Source organism: Acidovorax sp. GW101-3H11, assembly GCF_001633105.1.
Lineage (GTDB): Bacteria > Pseudomonadota > Gammaproteobacteria > Burkholderiales > Burkholderiaceae_C > Acidovorax.
Window position 1 is genome coordinate 1 of record NZ_LUKZ01000002.1, and the last position, 15,871, is coordinate 15,871.

The 15,871-nt window shown below is 63.8% G+C and carries 17 protein-coding genes and 1 rRNA gene; 12 read left to right on the forward strand and 6 right to left on the reverse strand.

Annotated elements, in window-relative coordinates; genetic code table 11:
• The 11 genes from rrf to ntrC all read left to right on the forward strand — a co-directional run.
• Window positions 1-93: ribosomal RNA gene (gene rrf / locus A1D30_RS02165) — 5S ribosomal RNA — on the forward strand; the annotation flags it as partial.
• Between the two features lie 138 nt (window positions 94-231).
• Window positions 232-990, forward strand: a complete 759-nt coding sequence (locus A1D30_RS02170; RefSeq protein WP_063459187.1) for a 16S rRNA pseudouridine(516) synthase — start codon at window positions 232-234, stop codon at window positions 988-990.
• Between the two features lie 188 nt (window positions 991-1,178).
• Window positions 1,179-2,162: a beta-propeller fold lactonase family protein gene (locus A1D30_RS02175; protein ID WP_082836273.1), complete on the forward strand. Its 984-nt coding sequence runs from the start codon at window positions 1,179-1,181 to the stop codon at window positions 2,160-2,162.
• A gap of 44 nt (window positions 2,163-2,206) precedes the next feature.
• Window positions 2,207-2,989 carry a polysaccharide deacetylase family protein gene (locus tag A1D30_RS02180; protein ID WP_063459189.1) on the forward strand — a complete coding sequence of 261 codons (783 nt, stop codon included), beginning with the start codon at window positions 2,207-2,209 and terminating at the stop codon, window positions 2,987-2,989.
• 87 nt (window positions 2,990-3,076) lie between these two features.
• On the forward strand, window positions 3,077-4,090 hold the full coding sequence (locus A1D30_RS02185) for a sterol desaturase family protein (RefSeq protein ID WP_063459398.1): 1,014 nt from the start codon (window positions 3,077-3,079) through the stop codon (window positions 4,088-4,090).
• 41 nt (window positions 4,091-4,131) lie between these two features.
• Window positions 4,132-5,073, forward strand: a complete 942-nt coding sequence (locus A1D30_RS02190) for an EI24 domain-containing protein (protein ID WP_063459399.1) — start codon at window positions 4,132-4,134, stop codon at window positions 5,071-5,073.
• A complete protein-coding gene (locus A1D30_RS02195) occupies window positions 5,070-5,891 on the forward strand; it encodes a molybdopterin-binding protein (protein WP_063459190.1) in 822 nt (273 codons plus the stop codon). Before A1D30_RS02190 ends, A1D30_RS02195 begins: the two co-directional genes overlap by 4 nt.
• A gap of 172 nt (window positions 5,892-6,063) precedes the next feature.
• Window positions 6,064-7,479 (forward strand): type I glutamate--ammonia ligase, encoded by a 1,416-nt coding sequence (glnA, locus tag A1D30_RS02200; protein ID WP_063459400.1) that lies wholly within the window; start codon window positions 6,064-6,066, stop codon window positions 7,477-7,479.
• Window positions 7,480-7,692: 213 nt separating this feature from the next.
• Entirely contained in the window at window positions 7,693-8,205 is a 513-nt protein-coding gene (locus A1D30_RS02205) for a hypothetical protein (RefSeq protein WP_063459191.1), read from the forward strand.
• A gap of 85 nt (window positions 8,206-8,290) precedes the next feature.
• The gene (gene glnL, locus A1D30_RS02210) at window positions 8,291-9,313 is read left to right on the forward strand and encodes a nitrogen regulation protein NR(II) (RefSeq protein ID WP_063459192.1); all 1,023 of its coding nucleotides are present in this window, start codon (window positions 8,291-8,293) and stop codon (window positions 9,311-9,313) included.
• Window positions 9,314-9,364: 51 nt separating this feature from the next.
• Window positions 9,365-11,008, forward strand: a complete 1,644-nt coding sequence (gene ntrC / locus A1D30_RS02215; RefSeq protein WP_063459193.1) for a nitrogen regulation protein NR(I) — start codon at window positions 9,365-9,367, stop codon at window positions 11,006-11,008.
• Between the two features lie 299 nt (window positions 11,009-11,307).
• Here the strand turns inward: ntrC and xth are convergent, their stop codons facing one another.
• The 4 genes from xth to A1D30_RS02235 form a co-directional block, all read right to left on the reverse strand.
• Window positions 11,308-12,084: an exodeoxyribonuclease III gene (gene xth, locus A1D30_RS02220; protein WP_063459194.1), complete on the reverse strand. Its 777-nt coding sequence runs from the start codon at window positions 12,082-12,084 to the stop codon at window positions 11,308-11,310.
• A gap of 74 nt (window positions 12,085-12,158) precedes the next feature.
• Window positions 12,159-12,647, reverse strand: a complete 489-nt coding sequence (locus A1D30_RS02225) for a dihydrofolate reductase (protein ID WP_063459195.1) — start codon at window positions 12,645-12,647, stop codon at window positions 12,159-12,161.
• A 31-nt stretch (window positions 12,648-12,678) separates the two neighbouring features.
• The gene (locus tag A1D30_RS02230; RefSeq protein ID WP_063459196.1) at window positions 12,679-13,293 is read right to left on the reverse strand and encodes a DUF4337 domain-containing protein; all 615 of its coding nucleotides are present in this window, start codon (window positions 13,291-13,293) and stop codon (window positions 12,679-12,681) included.
• A 97-nt stretch (window positions 13,294-13,390) separates the two neighbouring features.
• Window positions 13,391-14,260, reverse strand: coding sequence for a thymidylate synthase (locus tag A1D30_RS02235; RefSeq protein ID WP_063459197.1), 870 nt, complete (start codon window positions 14,258-14,260; stop codon window positions 13,391-13,393).
• A gap of 112 nt (window positions 14,261-14,372) precedes the next feature.
• On the opposite strand from A1D30_RS02235, the gene A1D30_RS02240 reads away from it, so the two are divergent.
• Window positions 14,373-14,885 (forward strand): GNAT family N-acetyltransferase, encoded by a 513-nt coding sequence (locus A1D30_RS02240; protein WP_063459198.1) that lies wholly within the window; start codon window positions 14,373-14,375, stop codon window positions 14,883-14,885.
• 137 nt (window positions 14,886-15,022) lie between these two features.
• Here A1D30_RS02240 and A1D30_RS02245 read toward each other — a convergent pair whose 3' ends face one another.
• Window positions 15,023-15,316, reverse strand: coding sequence for a hypothetical protein (locus A1D30_RS02245; protein WP_063459401.1), 294 nt, complete (start codon window positions 15,314-15,316; stop codon window positions 15,023-15,025).
• Window positions 15,317-15,558: 242 nt separating this feature from the next.
• Window positions 15,559-15,846, reverse strand: coding sequence for a hypothetical protein (locus A1D30_RS02250; protein WP_063459199.1), 288 nt, complete (start codon window positions 15,844-15,846; stop codon window positions 15,559-15,561).
• Window positions 15,847-15,871: the final 25 nt, after the last annotated feature.

The window sequence follows — 15,871 nt, forward strand, 5'->3', positions numbered from 1 at the left end:
GGTACCACTCCTTCCCATCCCGAACAGGACAGTGAAACGACTTTGCGCCGATGATAGTGCGGGTTCCCGTGTGAAAGTAGGTCATCGTCAGGCTCTTACAGCCCAGAAAACCCCAGTCAGTATTGACTGGGGTTTTTTGCTTTGCAGGTGCACAATTTTGCTTAGAGGCATCTGCAATAACTGGATTGCCTTGACTCTCACAGCGCCTCGCTGATTCACTCTGCTTTTGTCATGCAACTACAAGAGATTCTGTATTCCCAAGGGTTTGGCACACGCCGCGTCTGCGCTGGACTGGTGCAACAGGGTTGGGTGGCTGTGCGTGAGCCGACTGCGAGTGCGGGTGAGTACGAGTATCGCCCTTGTACCGATGCGACCTCTGACTACGACCCCGAAGGGCTGGTTCTGCGGGTTCAGGGCATTGACTGGCCCTACCATGCCAAGGCCTATGTGCTGTTGCACAAGCCTGCCGGGACTGAATGTTCCCAGAAGCCGTCCACCTATCCCAGCATCTACACGCTGTTGCCTGCGCCATTGCGGCAGCGGCCCACAAAGAGTGCGGTGCAAGGGGTTCAGGCTGTCGGGCGCCTGGACCAGGACACCACCGGCATGCTGCTGTTGAGCGATGATGGGCAGTTCATTCACCGCATGAGTTCGCCCAAAAAGCATGTGCCCAAGGTCTACCAGGTCACCACCAAGCACCCGGTAGATAACGCCCAGGTGACTCAATTGTTGGCGGGGGTGGTGCTGGATGACGATCCCAAGCCAGTTCGCGCAGCAGGTTGCGAGGTGGTTGGCAGTCACCGCCTGGACCTGACCCTGACAGAAGGCAAGTATCACCAAGTCAAGCGCATGCTAGCGGCCGTGGGCAACCGGGTGGAAGGGCTGCACCGTTCCAAAATTGGCGGCATGGATTTGCCTGCGGACCTGGTGCCTGGTGCCTGGTGCTGGCTCGGCGAAGATGAGATGCGGTTGTTGACCCAAGTTGGCTGAAGGTTGGGGCCGCGCAGCGACTCATCGGCGCATCCGCGCTGGCTGGCAGGGTGGGGCGAGCCGATCAAAAGGCATGTTGGCGCATGACCTTGCTCAAGGTTCATGCCTGACGCGCCACGTTACTCCTGCAATAGCCGTGTACGGGTGGGCGGGACGCTACACTCGCAGACTGTGTTGAAAGTGGTTCTGTGAAGATTTTTTCGATTGCACGTACATGTGTTGCCCTGTGTGGGCTGTGGCTGTCCATGGGGAGCGCTGGGGCTGCGGTGCCACCTCTGTTTGTTCTCAATTCGCTGGAGGCCAATGTCAGCGTCATTGACCCGGCGACCTGGACGGAGACGACCCGGATTCCCACCGGCAAAGAGCCGCACCACCTTTACCTGACACCCGATGAAAAGTCGGTGATCGTAGCCAACGCCTTGGGCGACACGTTGACGTTCATCGACCCGCGTACGGCCCAGGTACAGCGCACGGTGCGTGGCATTGTGGACCCGTACCACCTGCGCTTCAGCCCTGACATGAAGTGGTTCATCACCGCCGCCAATCGGCTGAACCATGTGGATTTTTATCGCTGGGATGGCAAAGACCTGACGCTGGTGCAGCGTGTTGCCACATCGCGCACGCCCAGCCATCTGTGGATCGACAGCCGCAGCACCACGGTGTACGCCACCATGCAGGACAGTGATGAGCTGGTGGCCATGGACCTTGCCACCCAGACCATCAAATGGCGCGTCAAGACCGGCACCATGCCGGCAGATGTGTACGGCAGCCCCGACGACAAGCGCTTGTTTGTCGGCTTGACTGGAAGCGACAGTGTCGAAGTGTTTGATGTCTCGGGGCGTGAGCCGGTCAGCATCCGGAAGATCAAGACGGGCAATGGTGCCCATGCATTCCGCGCTGCAGGGGATGGCCGCCATCTCTACGTGAGCAACCGCGTGGCCAATTCCATCAGCAAGATCGATATGACAACTTACCAGGTGGTGGAGTCGTATCCTGTGCCGGGTGGCCCTGATTGCATGGATGTGTCTGCCGATGGGCGCTTCATTTACGTGAGTTCGCGTTGGGCCCGCAAGCTGTCGGTGGTGGATACCGAAGCCAAGAAGGTCGTGCGGCAGGTCACGGTGGGCAAGTCACCCCACGGCGTCTGGACCTTGCACCACGCACCGCGTTGAGGGCGAGGGTGAAGGCCGTGGGCGCAAGGCTGGGCCACAAACCAATGTCGGGGTGGCAGTTTGCTATATTATTTGCAGCTATAACCGCATGCCCATCGGGCGCAAGCGCCCAAAATGATTGCAAGAAACCCCTGTATTTGACGTTCGATACCGGCCACATGGAGGTGGCCCCCCTGGTGGCCGATGTGCTGAGCCGCCAGCAGGTGCGGGTGACTTTTTTTGCGGCCAACGAACGCACCAAGGAAGGCGATGGCAGCCTGGGCGACCACTGGGCACCCTGGTGGCGTGCGCGCGCGGCGGAGGGCCACGAATTCGCCTCACACACCTGGGACCACACCTACTGGCGTGCGGATGTGGGCACGGCGCAAGCCTCGGTGTTTCGTGTGCGTCCTTCTGCGGGTCCTCGGGAGGGGCAGAGCTTTCAGATGTCGGCTGCCGAGTATTGCGCGGAGATTGGCCGTGCTGCTGATCGCCTGAAGGTGGTGACGGGCAAGGCGCCGCTGCCTCTGTTCCGCGCCCCCGGCGGAAAAACATCCCCCCAGCTCATCGCCGCCGCGCAGGCCTGCGGTTATGCGCATGTGGGCTGGTCGCCCGCAGGTTTTCTGGGGGATGAACTGCCCAGCGAGAGCGCCAGCAATGCGGCCCTGCTGCGCAAGGCCTTGCGTGACGTGCGCAGCGGCGACATTCTTCTGGCGCACCTGGGCATCTGGTCGCGCAAGGACCCGTGGGCGCCAACCGTGCTGGAGCCCTTGATCGTGGGCCTCAAGCAGCAGGGTTTCTGCTTTCGGACCTTGCGGGAACACCCCCAGTATGGGGTGGCCCGCTGATGGACAACAGGGCGGCGGGTTGCGCGGATGCCGATGCAGGCGTTTGCTGCGTGGCCTGTTGCAGCGCAGGCATGGGAGCATGATGTGATGGGATCGCTGGGCAGTTGGTTCGATGGCGTGCAGCAGTGGCTGTTTGAGAGCGTGCTGCAGCCGCTGATGTTCTCGCTGGGCCTGAGCAGCGTGCTGGAGACTGGCTATGAGGCCGCAGGCTGGCTTCTGGTGGGATTGCTGCAGCTGGCAGTGATCGTGGCCGTGATCGGCCCGATGCAGCGCCTGTGGCCGGTGGAGCCGGTGACCAACCGTGCCACCATCCGCACCGACATCCTTTACACGCTGATCCACCGGCTGGGCGTGTTCCGCCTGGCCTTGTTCTTCACGGTGGACCCGCTGGCCGACTCCCTGTTTGGCGCCTTGCGCGTGGCGGGGGTCAGCACCTTCCAGCTGGACGGCATCTGGCCGGGGATCACGGACATCCCCTGGGTGAGCCTGCTGCTGTATCTGGTGGTGTTCGATTTTGTGGACTACTGGATCCACCGGGGCCAGCACCACTTTGAATGGTGGTGGCGCCTGCATTCCATGCACCATGCGCAGCAGCAGATGACCATGTGGAGCGACAACCGCAACCACCTGCTCGACGACCTGCTGCGGGACACGATCCTGGTGGTTGTCGCGCAAGCGATTGGCGTGGCCCCGGGGCAGTTCATTGCCATTGTGGCCATCACCCAGCTCAGCGAGAGTTTTCAGCACGCCAATGTGCGTCTGTGGTTTGGCCGCTGGGGCGAGCGCTTGTGGGTCAGCCCGCGTTTCCACCGCCTGCACCACAGCATTGGCATTGGCCATGAAACGGTGAAGCCTGCGGTGGCTGCCGCCGACGGTGCGAAGTCCGAAGGGCCCCGTGTGGTGCTGGGCGGCCACAATTTCGGGGTGCTGCTCCCCTGGTGGGACATGCTGATGCGCACAGCCAACTTCGAATGGCGCTTTGACCCCACGGGCGTGCGCGACCAGGTTGAGCCTGACGCGAAAGGGCGGTTGCGCGACTACGGCCAAGGGTTCTGGTCCCAGCAATGGCGGGGTGTGCTGAGGTTGTTCGGCAAAGCCTGATGTGTCGCCCTCCCATAGGCACCCAAGGTATGCTTGCCGACATGGGACTTCTGCTTGACTCTTTCTGGCGCGCTGCGGTCTATTGCCTGCGGCCGCGTGTTGTGGCCCTGTCGGTCTTGCCGTTGCTGCTGATGGTGGCTTTGGCACTGGGCCTGGGTTATTTCTACTGGGATGCGGCGGTCCAGGGCATGCGCGCAATGCTGGACGCCTCCACGTTGCTCGCCAGCGTCTGGAGCTGGCTGCAGGGCTGGGGCCTGGGGGACGTGACTGCCGTGATGGCGCCCCTGATGGTGGTGCTGGCCGTGGCGCCCGTGCTGGTGGTGGTGTCACTGCTGGCGGTGGCCGTGCTCATGACCCCCGCCCTGGTGGCCTTGGTGGCCGAGCGGCGGTTTCCCGATCTGGAGCGCAAGAAGGGCGGCTCCTTCATTGCCAGCGTGGCCTGGTCGGTGGGCTCCACCGTGCTGGCCCTGGTGGCCCTGGTGGTGTCGGTGCCGCTGTGGCTGGTGCCACCGCTGGTGCTGGTGCTGCCGCCCCTGATTTGGGGCTGGCTCACCTACCGGGTCATGGTGTTTGATGCTTTGGCCGACCATGCCAGCAAGGAAGAGCGCCAGGAGATCTTCCGCCGCCACCGCAGCAGCCTGCTGGGCATTGGCATCATCACCGGCTACCTGGGGGCGGCGCCCAGCATTGTCTGGGCCTCCGGGGTCGTGTTTGCAGCGGCCTTTTTCATCCTGGTTCCGCTGGCCATCTGGATCTACACCCTGGTGTTCGCGTTCTCGTCGCTCTGGTTTACCCACTACGGCCTGGCGGCGCTGCAGCGCCTGCGGTCCGAGTCTGCCGGGCTGGCGCCCGTGGCTGCCGCAGCCAATGTGGTGGATACCGCCGGGCCTCTTGCGATGGCAACACCTGCGTTACCCGCCGCATCCTCTGCGGCCACCTTGCCTATGGCTCCATCACCGTCCACCGAGAACCCCGCACCATGACCCCCACCTTCGGCCTCATCATCGTGGGCGATGAAATCCTGTCGGGCAAACGCGCCGACAAGCACATGCCCAAGGTCATCGAGCTTCTGGCGGCACGGGGCCTGTCGCTGGCCTATGCGGACTACGTGGGCGACAGCCCTGACCGCATCACGGCGACCCTGCAGCGTGCCTTTGCATCGGGCGACGTGGTGTTCTCGTGCGGGGGTATTGGCGCCACGCCCGACGACCACACGCGCCAGTGTGCCGCCCGCGCCCTGGGGCGCGAACTGGTGCTGCACCCCGATGCCGAGGCCCTGATCCGCGAACGCATGCAGGACGTAGCGCGGGAGCAAGGTGTGCCCTACGAGGCCGACCGGCCCGACAACATTCACCGGCTCAACATGGGAGTGTTTCCGGCAGGCGCCCGCATCATCCCCAACCCCTACAACAAGATCCCCGGCTTCAGCTGCGAAGGGGCTGGCGGAGGAGCCGTGCATTTTGTGCCTGGCTTTCCCGTGATGGCCTGGCCCATGATCGAAGGGGTGCTGGACCAGCACTACGCGGAATTCTTTAACCGCACACCCCAGACCGAGCAGTCGGTGGTGGTCTACGGCGCCATGGAGGCCGCGTTGACGCCTCTCATGGAACGCATCGAAAAAATGCATCCGCTGGTGCGGGTGTTCAGTCTGCCCAGCGTGGATCATCCACAATACGGGCGGCATATTGAGCTGGGCGTCAAAGGGCCTGCACCCTCGGTTCCTGCCGCATGGCAGGAGCTGAAAAAAGGATTGCACAATTTTGGTGCAAATTGCGGCCCCGAATTGGTGCGCAATCTGTGATGTTCAGGCTTGATCCAAGGATTGCACTGTTTTGGTGCTTATCGGCGGGTGCCGTGCCAACCCGTAGTCTGCGGCGCTCCTTCATAGTGCGGTAGTGCACTCGGCTGGCACGCAAACTGCTTTTATTTCGGCAAAATCTTTTTTCAACAAGCGCTTTACCCAGGAGAACCTGATGGCCAAGACCGTTGCAGACGTGATGAAGATGGTGAAGGAAAACGAAGTCAAGTTCATTGACTTCCGTTTCACCGATACCCGTGGCAAACAACAGCACACCACGGTGCCCGTCTCTCACTTCGACGAAGACAAGTTCATTTCGGGCCACGCCTTTGACGGTTCGTCGATTGCCGGCTGGAAGGGCATCGAAGCCTCCGACATGCAGCTGATCCCCGATCCCAGCACGGCCAACATCGATCCTTTCTTCGAAGAAACGACGCTGATCCTGACCTGCGACGTGATCGAGCCCACCGACGGCAAGGCCTACGACCGCGATCCCCGCTCCATCGCCAAGCGCGCTGAAGCCTACCTGAAGGCCTCCGGCCTGGGCGACACGGCCTACTTCGGTCCCGAGCCAGAATTCTTCATCTTCGACGGCGTGCGCTGGAGCACCGAACCCAACCACACCTTCTACGAAATCGAAGAGTACGAAGCCCCCTGGAACACCGGCGCCAAGCTCGAAGGCGGCAACCGTGGCCACCGTCCCACCGTCAAGGGCGGCTACTTCCCCGTGCCTCCCGTTGACAGCACGCAAGACATGCGCGCCGAGATGTCTCTGATCCTCGAATCCCTGGGCATCCCGGTCGAAGTGTTCCACCACGAAGTGGCGGGCGCTGGCCAGAACGAAATCGGTACCCGTTTCAGTACGCTGGTTGAGCGCGCCGACTGGACGATCCTGCAAAAGTACGTGATCCACAACGTGGCCAACGCCTACGGCAAGACCGCCACGTTCATGCCCAAGCCTTACCACGGCGACAACGGCTCCGGCATGCACGTGCACCAGTCCGTGTGGAAGGACGGCAAGAACCTGTTCGCTGGCGACGGCTATGCCGGTCTGTCGGACTTCGCGCTGTACTACATCGGCGGCATCATCAAGCACGCCCGTGCCCTGAACGCCATCACCAACCCCGGCACAAACAGCTACAAGCGCCTGGTGCCCCATTTCGAAGCCCCGGTGAAGCTGGCCTACTCGGCCAAGAACCGTTCTGCCTCGATCCGCATCCCTTACGTGGCCAACCCCAAGGGCCGTCGCGTGGAAGCCCGCTTCCCCGATCCACTGATGAACCCCTACCTGGGCTTCGCAGCCCTGCTGATGGCCGGTCTGGACGGCGTGGAAAACAAGATCCATCCCGGCGAAGCCGCCACGAAGGACCTGTACCACCTGCCTCCAGAAGAAGACAAGCTGGTGCCCACCGTGTGCCACAGCCTGGACCAGGCCCTGGAGCACCTGGACAAGGACCGCGCGTTCCTGACCAAGGGTGGCGTGTTCACCGACAGCATGATCGACGCCTACATCGATCTGAAGATGAACGAAGTGACCCGCTTCCGCATGGCCGTGCACCCTGTCGAGTACGACATGTACTACTCGCTGTAATCGTCTGCCTGCAGACCATTGCTCAGAAAAAGGCGGCGCGAGCCGCCTTTTTTCATGGGGCCGAAAACATCTTCATGGCCTGTGGCGGAACCAAGGTGGCGGGTGTTGCATCCTTGGATAAACCCCTGCCCAGGTCCGCCCTTGCTTGATTGGCGATGTGTGGCGATTGGTGGATACTCCCTTCTCTCCTGCATGTCCATGCGAGGAACCTGAATGAAAAAAACGCTCTTCACCCTGCTCCTCATTGCATCCACGCCTTTTGCCGCGTGGGCACAAGACCGCATCTACCGCTGCGGCAACGAATACACCAACAACGCCACCCAGGCCAAAGAGCGCGGCTGCAGGCTGGTGGAAGGGGGCAATGTCACCGTGGTGCAGGGCACCCGGCCTGCATCGGGTGCGGCGCCTGCGCCATCGTCCTCTGCGGGTGGTGGGGCGGCCACGTCGCCTTCCTCGGCGCCCAAGGTCAGCAACAACGACCAGAAGGCCCGCGACTCCGATGCACGCGCCATTCTGGAGTCCGAGCTGCGCAAGGCCGAATCACGCCATGCCGACCTCGTCAAGGAATACAACAACGGCGCCCCCGAACGCAACGCGCTTGACCTGCGCAACCCCCAACGCTACACGGAGCGCACGGCCGAACTCAAGGCCAGCGTGGCCCGCAGCGAAAGTGACATCGCCGGCATCAAGCGCGAGATTGCCCGCCTGCCAGCGCCCGCCAATTAACCAACAACCACCCCTGCGTGTGAGTGTCCCTTCATCCCCTGAACTGCCCGGCACCGACACCGGGCGTTTTCATTCGCTGGACCTGATGTCCACTCTGGTGGCTGTGCTGCGCGCCGATGGCGCCGTGCAGTTTGCCAACGCCGCCCTTGAAAACACGCTGGGCCTGTCGCGCCGCACCCTGGAGGGCGCGGACTTCTCCACCTTCTTCACCGACCCTGCCTTGCTGCAGACCGCCCTGGCAGGCGCCCGCGGCAAGGACTTTGCCGCGCTGCGCTACGAGGCTGGCCTCAAGCGCCTGCACCAGGACCCGGTGCCCGTGCATGTCAGCGTGGCCGACGCTGAACAGGTGGGTGAAATATTGGTGGAGCTGTGGCCGCTGGAGCAGCAGGCCCGCCAGGATCGCGAGGAGCGCCTGCGCGACCAGGCCCAGGCCAACAAGGAACTCATCCGCAACCTGGCCCACGAGATCAAGAACCCGCTGGGCGGCATCCGGGGCGCAGCGCAGCTGCTGGAGATGGAGCTGGACAACCGCGAGCTCACCGAATACACCCAGGTCATCATCCACGAGGCCGACCGCCTGCAAAGCCTGGTGGACCGGCTGCTGGCGCCCCACCGCCACCCGCACCTGGTGGGCGACGTGAACATCCACGAGGTGTGCGAGCGTGTGCGTTCGCTGGTGCTGGTCGAATACCCGCAGGGCCTCAAGGTCCAGCGCGACTACGACACCTCCATCCCCGAGTTCCGGGGCGACCGCGCCCAGCTCATCCAGGCGCTGCTGAACATCGTGCAAAACGGCGCCCAGGCGCTCACCGACCGCATTGCCGCAGGCGATGCCGTGATCACGCTGCGCACCCGCGTGGCCCGCCAGGTCACGTTCGGCCGCCAGCGCTATCGGCTGGCACTGGAATTGCATGTCATCGACAACGGACCGGGCGTACCCGACGCCATCAAGGAACGGATTTTTTATCCACTGGTGTCGGGGCGGGACGGCGGATCAGGGCTGGGGCTGACGTTGGCGCAAACCTTCGTGCAGCGCCACCACGGGTTGATCGAATGCGACAGCGTACCGGGTCGCACCGACTTCTGCATCCTGATCCCCTTGCCTTGACAGCGCACGACGGTCCCTGACACGCAACCACAGGGAAGGTTAGAAAAACATATGAAGCCGATCTGGATAGTAGATGACGACCCCTCGATCCGCTTCGTCCTGGAGAAGGCGCTGGCCCGCGAGAACCTGCCCACGCGCAGCTTCACGCACCCCCGCGAAGTGCTGGACGCACTGGCCGATGTCACCGCAGGCGACCCCGCCCGCCAGGGCCCCCAAGTCCTGGTGAGCGACATCCGCATGCCCGGAGGCTCGGGCCTGCAACTGCTGGAGAAGGTGCGCGAGCTGCAGCCCGGCCTGCCCGTCATCATCATGACGGCGTACTCCGACCTCGACAGCGCGGTGTCGGCCTTCCAGCGCGGCGCGTTCGAATACCTGCCCAAGCCCTTCGACTTGCCCAAGGCGGTGGAGCTGATCCGCCGCGCGGTGGAAGAAAGCCAGCGCGAAGAAGTCACCGAAGAGCGCCAGACCGCGACCCCTGAAATGCTGGGACAGGCGCCCGCCATGCAGGACGTGTTCCGCGCCATCGGGCGGCTGTCGCAAAGCCAGGTCACGGTGCTCATCACCGGCGAATCGGGTTCGGGCAAGGAGCTGGTGGCGCGCGCGCTGCACAAGCACTCGCCCGTGGCAGATGGCCCCTTTGTGGCCATCAACACGGCCGCCATCCCCAAGGACCTGCTGGAGAGCGAACTCTTCGGCCACGAGCGCGGCGCCTTCACCGGTGCGCAGACCCAGCGGCGCGGCCGCTTCGAGCAGGCCGAGGGCGGCACGCTGTTCCTCGACGAAATCGGTGACATGCCGTTTGATTTGCAGACGCGCCTGCTGCGCGTGTTGTCCGACGGCCAGTTCTACCGCGTGGGCGGCCATGCAGCCGTCAAGGCCCATGTGCGCGTGATTGCCGCCACCCACCAGAACCTGGAGCAGCGCGTCAAGGAAGGCGGCTTCCGCGAGGACTTGTTCCACCGCCTCAACGTGATCCGCCTGCGCCTGCCCGCGCTGCGCGAGCGGCACGAAGACGTGCCCATGCTCACGCGCCACTTCCTGCAGCAAAGCGCGCGGCAGCTGGGCGTGGAGCCCAAGCGCATTGCCGATTCGGCGCTGGCGCGGCTGGAGCAATTCGCCTTCCCCGGCAACGTGCGCCAGCTGGAGAACATCTGCCACTGGCTCACGGTGATGGCACCTGCGCAGGTGATCTCGCTGCAAGACCTGCCGCCCGAAGTGCTGGAAGCCCCGGTTTACCAGCCGCCCCTGCGCGCCACGCCGGGCGCAGAACCTGCGGCCACGGTCACCTCCATGCCCGTGGCGCCGCTGGCCGCTGTGGTGCCTGTGGCGCAGGCCGCCGCCGCACCGCTGCCCCCGTCCGACATGGTGGGTGGGCTGCACCCTGCGGCTCCCGTGCCTGCTTCTATGCCTGCCGCCGTGCCATCCTGGTCGGCCGATGCAGCCGCAGTGGCCCCCGCTGCGGCGGTCCACAGCTGGGAGCAGGCCCTGGAAACCGAAGCGCAAAAACTGCTCGCAGGCGGCCAACCCGAGGTGTGGGATGCGCTCACGCGGCGCTTTGAGTCGCGCCTGATCCGCACGGCCCTGGTGGCCACCCACGGGCGCCGCATGGAGGCCGCGCAGCGCCTGGGCATTGGGCGCAACACCATCACGCGCAAGATCCAGGAGCTGGGGCTGGACGCACCCGACGAGGCGTGAGCCCAGCCCGAAGGCCCTGTGGCTTTGCGACCTTAAAATTCAGGCAAAACGCCTGATCAGGTTGCCTCAGGTGGCTTCTCCCTCTCCCCTCGCGGGAGAGGGCCGGGGAGAGGGGGGAAACTGGCGCGGTGCGGGTGTAGCCCCCTCTCCCCCACCCTCTCCCGCGAGGGGAGAGGGAGTCAAGTCTGGGCGCCGTTGTTGGCGCACAGGCTGATGTCCCCATGTGAGGTATTTTTATAGGGGAAAAGGCCGTTTGCGCGCGCCCCTATTACCTTGATAGCTATTGAATCAGTAGCAAATCAACCCAGAGTCACCACCACCGGCGTGTGGTCGCTGGGCTGCGGGTTCTTGCGTGGGGCGCGGTCCACCACGCAGGCCGTCACCGTGGGCTTCAGGGCATCGCTGACCAGGATGTGGTCGATGCGCAGGCCCCGGTTTTTCTGGAAGCCCAGCATGCGGTAGTCCCACCACGAGAAACTCTTGTCGGGCTGCTCGAACATGCGGAACGCGTCCGTCAGGCCCAGCCCCAGCAGCGCCTGGAAGTGGTTGCGCTCTTCGGTGGTGTGGTGGATGGTCTCGCGCAGGCCCTCGGGGTCGTACGAGTCGCGGTCTTCGGGGGCCACGTTGAAGTCGCCCACCAGCACCAGGCGCGGGTGGGCGGCCATCTCGGCGCGCACCATGTCCTGCAGTGCCTGCAGCCAGCGCATCTTGTAGGCAAACTTTTCCGAGCCCGGCTCCTGGCCGTTGACGAAGTAGCCGTTGAGCAGGCGCAGCGGGCCTGCGGGCGTGTCCAGCGTGGCGGCGATGACGCGGGCCTGCTCGTCGCCAAAGCCGGGGATGTTGCGCACCACATCGCGCAGCGGGTGGCGGCTCAGGATGGCCACGCCGTTGTAGGTCTTCTGGCCGAAGGCAACAGCTTCGTAGCCCGCCTCTTTCAGCGCGTCGTGCGGAAACTTGTCGTCGGTGAGCTTGAGTTCCTGCAGGCACAGCACATCGACCGGGTTGGCGGCCAGCCAGGCCAGCACCTGGGGCAGGCGCACCGACAGGGAGTTCACGTTCCAGGTGGCGATTTGCATAGGTTTTTTGGCCCTTTGCGCCCGTCCATCAAGCGCTAGTAGCTATCAATAAGTGAGTAAGAGGGCGGCGGTTCTCAGGCCGCGCGCACGTAGGTCACAAAGCTGAACGGCAGTCCGTTGCTGCCCACATGGCGGCTGCGGGCCGATTCTGCCCACTCCGGGCCCAGCGTGGGGGCGTAGGCATCGCCGTCGAAGGGCTGGTCGATCTCGGTCACTTCCAGGCGGTCGGCCAGGGGCAGGGCTTCGGCGTAAATCTGCGCGCCACCAATCACCCACACGGTCTGGCCCGCATCGCATTGCGCCAGGGCTTCGGCCAGGCTGCCTGCGCGGTGGGCGCCATCAGCCTGCCAGCCCGCCTGGCGCGTCACCACGATGTTGGTGCGGCCGGGGAGGGGGCGAAAGCGCGGGGGCAGCGAGTCCCAGGTCTTGCGGCCCATGACCACCGGGCAGCCCTGGGTGAGCTGCTTGAAATGCGCCATGTCCTCGGCCAGGTGCCAGGGGAGCTTGTTGTCTTTGCCAATGACGCCATTCGCGGCGCGGGCGTAGATAAGGTGCAGGGGCATGGGGCTCGGTGCTTTGTGGGGGTTGGTCCGCTCAGATGTGCAGGGCGGCGAGCGCGCCCACGCCCAGGCCCACGGCGGCCACGCCGTACATGCCGTATTCGAGCCACTTCTTTCGGGTCAGCAGCGCAATCGCGGCCAGCGCAATCGCCACCTGCAACGCGGTGGTGGCCTGGGCCCAGCGGTGGTGCTGATGCATCTGGGCTTCGCTTTTCTGGTCGAATGCGTGGGCGTCGGCCTCCAGCTTTTCGGCCACGGCCTTGATCTCGTTCTTTTCCTTTTCGTAGCGGTCGATCTTGCCCTGGTACTTGGCCTTTTCGGTCTCTGCCGGGGTCAGGTCACGGGCCAGCTCGGCCAGGCTTTGTTTGGTGCTTTTGGACTGGAAGTAATTCCACTGGTTGGAGGCCTCGGTCTTCTTGATGGCCGCGTCGTTCTTCATCAGGCCCGCGTTGGCCTGCGTGGCACCGCCCATGTAGGCAAAGATGGCGCCCACCGTGGCCACGATGGCCGTGAACATGGCGATCTTGTTCATGGACGAGCCGTTGCCCTCCGCGCCATGGCTGGAAGCGTGGTCGCCGTGGTGGCCATGGGTGGCATGCTCGACTGCGTGGTCGTGGGGGCCGTGTACGTGAAATCCGCCGGAAGACATGGGTAAGTGTGGGGAGGTTGTGGTGATGGATGCCAGGCAAGCGCTGCTGCGCTGGCCGGCGGGAACGGGTTTCAGTGCTGGTGCGGGCAGCGAGCGGCTACACCGCCACGGGCGCCTTGATGGCCGGGTGGCACTGGTAGTCCAGCACTTCAAAGTCTTCGTACTGGTAGTCGAAGATGCTGTCCGGCTTGCGCTTGATGTTCAGCACGGGGTAGGGGTAGGGCGTGCGTGCCAGCTGCGTCTCAACCTGCTCGTGGTGGTTGCTGTAGATGTGGCAGTCGCCGCCGGTCCAGATGAAGTCGCCCACGTCCAGGTCGCACTGCTGCGCCACCATGTGGGTCAGCAGTGCATAGCTGGCGATGTTGAAGGGCACGCCTAAAAAGATGTCGGCACTGCGCTGGTACAGCTGGCAGCTCAGCGTGCCACGCCCGCCGGGCGCTTGCGCCGGGGCCACGTAGAACTGGAAGAACGCGTGGCAGGGCATGAGCGCCATCTTGTGCAGCTCGGCCACGTTCCAGGCGCTCACGATGATGCGGCGTGAATCGGGGTTGGTTTTGAGGGTTTGGATGACGTCGCTGATCTGGTCGATGTGCCCGCCGTCCGGCGTGGGCCAGCTGCGCCACTGCACGCCATACACCGGGCCCAGGTCACCGTCTTCGGGCGCCCATTCATCCCAAATGGTCACGCCGCGTTCTTTCAGCCAGTTGTTGTTGCTGGAGCCGGTCAGGAACCACAGCAGCTCCTGGATGATGGATTTGAGGTGCACCTTCTTGGTCGTGACCAGCGGAAAGCCTTCCTTCAGGTCAAACCGCATCTGGTGGCCAAACACGCTCTTGGTGCCGGTGCCGGTGCGGTCCGACTTGTCCACGCCCTGGGTGAACACATGGCGCATGAAGTCTTCGTACTGGGAGCGCACGGGGCGGGTGGGCAAGGCAGGGGCTGCCACGGCGGCAGAAGGCTGGGTCATGGGATCGATCACTCAGAATGGGGCGCCGCCATCAAAGGGTGGCCGTTGCCGACTGCGGATTTTATGCGGAGCGGGAGAATGCGACGCTTACCTTTCATCCTCCGTCTTTGACATGACAACGCCTGCCACTCCCGTCACCGTCCGTCCCCTCCAGACTACCGACTGGCCCGCCGTATGGCCCATCCTGCGCGCCACCTTCCAGGCGGGCGACACATATGCCTTTGCCACCGAGAGCACCGAGGCCGAGATCCACAAAGCCTGGGTAGAACTGCCTGCCGAGACCTTTGTCGCCCTGGGCGCGGGCGGGGAGATTCTGGGCACCTACTTCATCAAGCCCAACCAGGCCGGGCTGGGCGCCCATGTGTGCAACTGTGGCTATGTGGTGGCCCCGGCCGCGCAGGGGCAGGGCGTGGCCTCGTTGATGTGCGAGCACTCCCAGCAACAGGCCGTGGCCATGGGCTTTCGGGCCATGCAGTTCAACCTGGTGGTGGCCAGCAATGTGCGCGCCGTGCGGCTGTGGCAGCACCTGGGCTTTGCGATTGTGGGCACGCTGTCCGGGGCCTTCCGGCACCACACGCTGGGCTATGTCGATGCCCACGTGATGTTCAAGACGCTGGTGGCCTGAGCTTTGTGACCATGCAAAAAAGGGCTCCCACACGGAAGCCCTTTCAGGAAGTCAGGGAAAAACACTCCCCATGGCAGCAGCACCCCGCCAACGCGGCGTGCCACCACCATGGGAAGGCCCGCAACTGCGTCAACTGATTACATGGCGCTGAATTCGCCCGAAGGGATCTGGCCCGTGCGCAGGGCTTCGGCAGCCTGGGCACGCACAGCAGCGCGGTCAGCCGTGGACTTGTAGGTCACCACGCGCGAACCTGCTGGTTCGATGCTGCGGGTCTGGGCCACGGTAGCGGCTTCAGCAGCCACTTCAGCRCGGGTGCGGTTCGTGTCGAACTTCAGGGCAAATTGCGAGCTGTCGGCTTCATCAGCGTGGGCGCCGAAGGCAGAGAAAGCAGCCACAGCGGCGATGGAGAGGATGCGAGCGGTCTTGTTCATGGTGAAACTCCGGTGAAATTCAAATTCACGGGTGCGGTTCGTGTCGAACTTCAGGGCAAATTGCGAGCTGTCGGCTTCATCAGCGTGGGCGCCGAAGGCAGAGAAAGCAGCCACAGCGGCGATGGAGAGGATGCGAGCGGTCTTGTTCATGGTGAAACTCCGGTGAAATTCAAAAAAGAGGGATGTACTGGGCAATACGAAACAGGAAGRGCGGTGGATTCAGCGAATCAGGCGCTGACCAATCAACCACGCTCGCCGTAAGCGATCTGGCCGGTGCGCACAGCGTCAGCCGCCTGGGCACGCACAGCAGCGCGGTCAGCGGTGCTCTTGTAGGTCACCACACGCGAACCAGCGGGTTCGATCGAGCGGGTCTGGGCGACGGTGGCGGCTTCGGCGGCCACTTCGGCGCGGGTGCGGTTGGTTTCGAACTTCGTGGCGAACTGCGAAGCATCGGCTTCGTCAGCGTGGGCGCCAAAAGAGGCGAAAGCAGCGACAGCGGCGATGGAGAGGAAACGTGCGGTGTTGTTCATGATGAAAATCCTAGAAGTTAAAAAG

Coding starts and splice junctions, on each gene's coding strand:
- A1D30_RS02170 (WP_063459187.1), top strand. CDS start 232: ATGCAACTACAAGAGATTCTGTATTCCCAAGGGTTTGGCACACGCCGC.
- A1D30_RS02180 (WP_063459189.1), top strand. CDS start 2,207: ATGTCGGGGTGGCAGTTTGCTATATTATTTGCAGCTATAACCGCATGC.
- A1D30_RS02185 (WP_063459398.1), top strand. CDS start 3,077: ATGGGATCGCTGGGCAGTTGGTTCGATGGCGTGCAGCAGTGGCTGTTT.
- A1D30_RS02190 (WP_063459399.1), top strand. CDS start 4,132: ATGGGACTTCTGCTTGACTCTTTCTGGCGCGCTGCGGTCTATTGCCTG.
- A1D30_RS02195 (WP_063459190.1), top strand. CDS start 5,070: ATGACCCCCACCTTCGGCCTCATCATCGTGGGCGATGAAATCCTGTCG.
- glnA (WP_063459400.1), top strand. CDS start 6,064: ATGGCCAAGACCGTTGCAGACGTGATGAAGATGGTGAAGGAAAACGAA.
- A1D30_RS02205 (WP_063459191.1), top strand. CDS start 7,693: ATGAAAAAAACGCTCTTCACCCTGCTCCTCATTGCATCCACGCCTTTT.
- glnL (WP_063459192.1), top strand. CDS start 8,291: ATGTCCACTCTGGTGGCTGTGCTGCGCGCCGATGGCGCCGTGCAGTTT.
- ntrC (WP_063459193.1), top strand. CDS start 9,365: ATGAAGCCGATCTGGATAGTAGATGACGACCCCTCGATCCGCTTCGTC.
- xth (WP_063459194.1), bottom strand. CDS start 12,084: ATGCAAATCGCCACCTGGAACGTGAACTCCCTGTCGGTGCGCCTGCCC.
- A1D30_RS02225 (WP_063459195.1), bottom strand. CDS start 12,647: ATGCCCCTGCACCTTATCTACGCCCGCGCCGCGAATGGCGTCATTGGC.
- A1D30_RS02230 (WP_063459196.1), bottom strand. CDS start 13,293: ATGTCTTCCGGCGGATTTCACGTACACGGCCCCCACGACCACGCAGTC.
- A1D30_RS02235 (WP_063459197.1), bottom strand. CDS start 14,260: ATGACCCAGCCTTCTGCCGCCGTGGCAGCCCCTGCCTTGCCCACCCGC.
- A1D30_RS02240 (WP_063459198.1), top strand. CDS start 14,373: ATGACAACGCCTGCCACTCCCGTCACCGTCCGTCCCCTCCAGACTACC.
- A1D30_RS02250 (WP_063459199.1), bottom strand. CDS start 15,846: ATGAACAACACCGCACGTTTCCTCTCCATCGCCGCTGTCGCTGCTTTC.